We start from the raw sequence: 4,249 nt of genomic DNA on the forward strand, positions 1-4,249 counted from the left end.
GTATATCCGATGCTAATGTCACCGCTCCCGCTGCTCAGCAGGCCGCCTTGCAGATACCATACGGCGTTGCCATTCAAAAGCACATGATTCGAACCGATTGTCGCGTTACCATTTGTTTGGGTTACGGTCCAGCCCACGAATCGTGAAGCGCTCTGTATCGTCGCGTTGACTCCAATCCATCCCATTGTGCCGCCGGTTGGCAATCCGCCTTCCCAGCTGGCTGGGTCGTGAATATAGCCGCCCTTGAAGACGACATCCGCGAACGCTCCTGTTGTAACTAGTACTCCCGCAATGAATCCTGTGATAACTTTCTTCATTCTTCTCCTTTGGATTTTAAGCCCGTACCGTGTACACTACCGCCTGAATTATGTTATGATTATTAAATTCCGGCAAAAAAGAGCCAATATGAAAAACTAGCCATAAATGGTACTCTTTTTTAGACATATTATTTTTTTGAAGCTTTACCGGTGCTAATGCTGAAGGTTTCCTGATATATCAGTCATCGGGATGTGACCCGATTACCGAAAGCGATGCATTCATCACTGAGGATCGAGCGAGACAATGAGACTTTTCCCCGGTGGATGCATTTATTTTCGGATTGAGAAATTGGCGGGGGCGCAGTAAAGGAGATGAGAAGTTGGTAGCGGGGCTGGGATTTGAACCCAGGGCCTTCAGGTTATGAGCCTGACGAGCTACCAGACTGCTCCACCCCGCAATTAATGAAGCAGACAGTATGATGATTTTAAGATTCAGCTCAAGCGGAATCTTAAATTAATTTTTCCGGTGCTGTTGCAGGGAAGATTTAGCTGAGACGGTACGGTATTTTATTGCTGCAGAATAAGTTTTAATCAGGCATCTAACTTTTTCTTGAACAGCGCAATCACTGCCGGCGGATTGGCTTTGCCTTGGCTCTGTTTCATAACATGGCCCATGAGTGCGTTGATGGACGCCGGATTTCCAGCTTTATAGTCGGCAACCGCTTTTGGATTTCCGGCGATTGCTTCATCAGCCCACTGGTCGAGTGCATAGTCATCATTGATCTGCGCCATTCCTTTAGCTGCAACAATCGCTTGCGGGTCTCCGCCGTCAACAAAGAGAATTTCAATCAGTTCGTTCGCGGCGCTGGAACTGACGGTTCCGCCGGCGGCAAGATCGGCGACTTGCGCAAGTGCCGCCGGAATCAGTTTACTTTCCGTAACACCGGTGTTTTTTTCGGCGGCGAGGCTGGCCGCTTTTCCCATGAGATAGTTTGAAACGAATTTATAGTGTTTCGTCAGCGCGCAGGTGTCATCGAAGAAATCGGACACTGCTTTTTCAGCAGTGAGCACTTTTGCATCGTATTCCGGCAGTCCGAGTTCATTTATATAACGTTCACGGCGCTGTGCCGGCAGTTCCGGCAGTCCGGCTTTCCACTGGGCAATTTGTTCTGCAGAAATTTCCACCGGCAGCAGATCCGGTTCAGGGAAATACCGGTAATCGTGAGCATTTTCTTTAGTGCGCTGTGAAAATGTTTCGCCGCGATCAGAATCATACCCGCGCGTTTCTTGCACTACGCTTCCGCCGCTTTCCAGCACATCAATCTGCCGCCCAATTTCATAGTTGATCGCTTCGGCAATAAAACCGAACGAATTCATGTTTTTAATTTCAACTTTCGCTCCGAGTTTTTCAGAGCCTGCCGGACGGATGCTGATGTTTACATCGCTGCGCATATGTCCTTTTTCGAGGTCGCAATCCGAAATTTCCCCGTACTGCATGATCAGCTTCAAGGTGTTCAGGTACGCGAGCACATCATCGGCGGAATGCATGCAGGGGCGCGATACAATTTCCATTAGCGCCGTTCCGGCACGGTTAAAATCAATCAGGCTTGCGCCGGCAACGTGTGTGTTTTTCGCTGCATTCTCCTCCTGATGAATCCGCTCGATCTCGAATGTTTTCAACTTACCGTTCACATCCGCCGTGATTTGTCCGCCAAGACAGAGCGGTTCGTCGGCCTGCGAAATCTGATAGTTTTTGGACATGTCCGGATAAAAATAATTTTTCCTGTCCCATTTAGAATGCGGATTAATTTTGCAGCCGAGCATCAGTCCGGTCTTGCAGCAGAGTTCAATCGCTTTCGCATTCAGCACCGGCAGCGCACCGGGATAGCCGAAACACACCGGACAGATATTCGTATTTGGTTCTGCACCGTATTCATTCCGGCAGCCGCAGAACATCTTCGTCACCGTTTTCTGCATCACATGAGTTTCAAGGCCGATACATGCTTCGTATTTCATACTACTTCCCGGAATTAAATTTTACGAGCGCCTCCCATAAAATTGCACCGTTCTTGTCACAATATTGCTTCGCAAACTCAACTGTAAATCGGTTAATAACTTTGGAATATTCTTCTTTGAACTGTTCGTTTTTTGACTTCGCGTGAACACCGAGAGGCTCAATAATATCTAAATAAAAATGTTCATCACCGGAAATAAGTCGCCAGAATTGCTGTCCGCATAATTTTAAATAATCGCCTTTGTTCGGGCGGGCATCTTTGCCGTAACAACATCCGTTAATTGCTACAACATGAATTTTTGCTCCAAGAATTCGTTTCGCTTTTCTAAAATTATCCTTTAATTTTTTTGTCTGACTGCTGTTTCCCCAATTAGGGCCGGATTTAATCGAAATAATGTAATGCACAGAATCGGCATCAAATTCTAAATCTATCCCTTCAGCAGATGATTTTCTTCCATTATAAACTTTACCGCAGACAAAAATAGCCAACTCTTCAAGAAAACCACCGAAAATACCCTCTTCCTGCGAAGACAGGTGTGCATCTAAAACAGATTTAACAATGTCCTGAGCAGTATCAACAGCTTTCGCTTTAAACAAATATGGATTTTTCCGCTTAAGAAGCTTATCCAATTTTAAGGAAAGCAAATTTTCCAGCAGTTTCTTTCGGAATTGATCGATATTTGGAGCAATAAAATCACTTAGCTCTTTTTTCGATATTTTTCCCATACTCGGCGGCCCCTTTCTCACACAAAAGCATTTCCGGTACACAAACCCGCTTTTTTGCAATTTCAATGTATTCCGGAAGAATTTCGATCCCAACAGAATTCCGCATCAAAATTTGCGCCGCTTCTGCAGTTGTTCCCGATCCGGCAAACGGATCAAGTACCCAGTCATTTTCGTCTGTAAACAATTTGATAAACCATTCCGGTAATGCACGCGGGAAGGTTGCGCTGTGAATCCGGTTTCCGGTTTCTGTTGCCATGTGAAGTACATTACTTGGGTACGCTTTCTCTCTCCCAACCCAATTCGCAATGTTTTTACCGAAACCACTACTAACCTGTGAATCGTACCGGATAACGTCATTTTTTCCTAGATGTTTAAGGCGACTCTTTGCCCAATCACCCATTGGAACCATTACGTTATCCTGATTCATTTTGAATTCACGGGATTTATTAAATTGGAGACAACGCTCCCATGCATCACGAAACCGGTTCGGCCACTTACCGGGATGGCAGTTTTTTTTATGCCAGATAAATTCTTCAGTCCAAAACCAGCCTTGTTGCCGCAACGCGAGAATCAATTCCAGCACATATGTACTGCGTTCTCCTTTTAAAACCCGTTCTTTTATATTGAGAATAAACGTTCCTGTTGGTTTTAAAACGCGCAAGAACTGTTTGCTGCGGGGAATAAACCATTCGACATATTTTTCTGGCGACACGCCGCCATAAGTATGACTGCGGCTATCCGCATACGGCGGAGATGTTACAATCAGATCAAAAAAACTATCCGGATAATTTTCCAATTCAACCTGACAATCACCACAAATAAATTCTATTTCAATACTTCTCATTGTCAAAAGTAATCAGTATCCACATTTTCACCTTCAATTCAAGCGGCACCTGCGCTTTTAAAAACAAATCATCGGGAACAAAACGTACCGTACAGCGAATGAAAAACTTTTGGACGGACACTTACTTTTACAATCTACCCCTGTCAATTCGGATACGTATTGCCTCATATAAAAAAGACACCGAAGGGGTGCTGATTTTTGATCGTTGACGGGCATGGGGTAGTTCTTTCGTTATGGTTTGTCAAGCGGCGGTTTTCCCGGCCTGTTTTTTCAGTTCTTCCATGCGGCGTAATTGCTTTTCGATCCGCCGGTTGAGATCGAACGGGTCCAGTGTGTTATACTTCTCTTTCAGCGCGTTGGCCTTTTCCGGGGTGAGGATGCCGCTGGCATTCAACCGCTCGTACGGTG

Annotated in this window: 4 protein-coding genes and 1 tRNA gene; all 5 read right to left on the reverse strand. The window is 45.5% G+C overall.

Annotated elements, in window-relative coordinates; all coding sequences use genetic code 11:
* On the reverse strand, nucleotides 1-317 hold a 317-nt coding region (locus WC959_12830), incomplete at its 3' end, for a hypothetical protein (GenBank protein MFA5690000.1).
* A gap of 321 nt (nucleotides 318-638) precedes the next feature.
* Nucleotides 639-715 (reverse strand) — tRNA-Met (locus tag WC959_12835).
* Nucleotides 716-848: 133 nt separating this feature from the next.
* Nucleotides 849-2,273: an Asp-tRNA(Asn)/Glu-tRNA(Gln) amidotransferase subunit GatB gene (gene gatB, locus WC959_12840; protein ID MFA5690001.1), complete on the reverse strand. Its 1,425-nt coding sequence runs from the start codon at nucleotides 2,271-2,273 to the stop codon at nucleotides 849-851.
* Nucleotide 2,274: 1 nt separating this feature from the next.
* Nucleotides 2,275-2,997 carry a PmeII family type II restriction endonuclease gene (locus tag WC959_12845; GenBank protein MFA5690002.1) on the reverse strand — a complete coding sequence of 241 codons (723 nt, stop codon included), beginning with the start codon at nucleotides 2,995-2,997 and terminating at the stop codon, nucleotides 2,275-2,277.
* Nucleotides 2,966-3,841 carry a site-specific DNA-methyltransferase gene (locus tag WC959_12850; protein MFA5690003.1) on the reverse strand — a complete coding sequence of 292 codons (876 nt, stop codon included), beginning with the start codon at nucleotides 3,839-3,841 and terminating at the stop codon, nucleotides 2,966-2,968. The genes WC959_12845 and WC959_12850 overlap by 32 nt, the downstream gene beginning before the upstream one ends.
* Between the last annotated feature and the right edge of the window lie 408 nt (nucleotides 3,842-4,249).

The sequence above is a fragment of the Kiritimatiellales bacterium genome, assembly GCA_041656295.1.
Taxonomy (GTDB): Bacteria; Verrucomicrobiota; Kiritimatiellia; order Kiritimatiellales; family Tichowtungiaceae; genus Tichowtungia.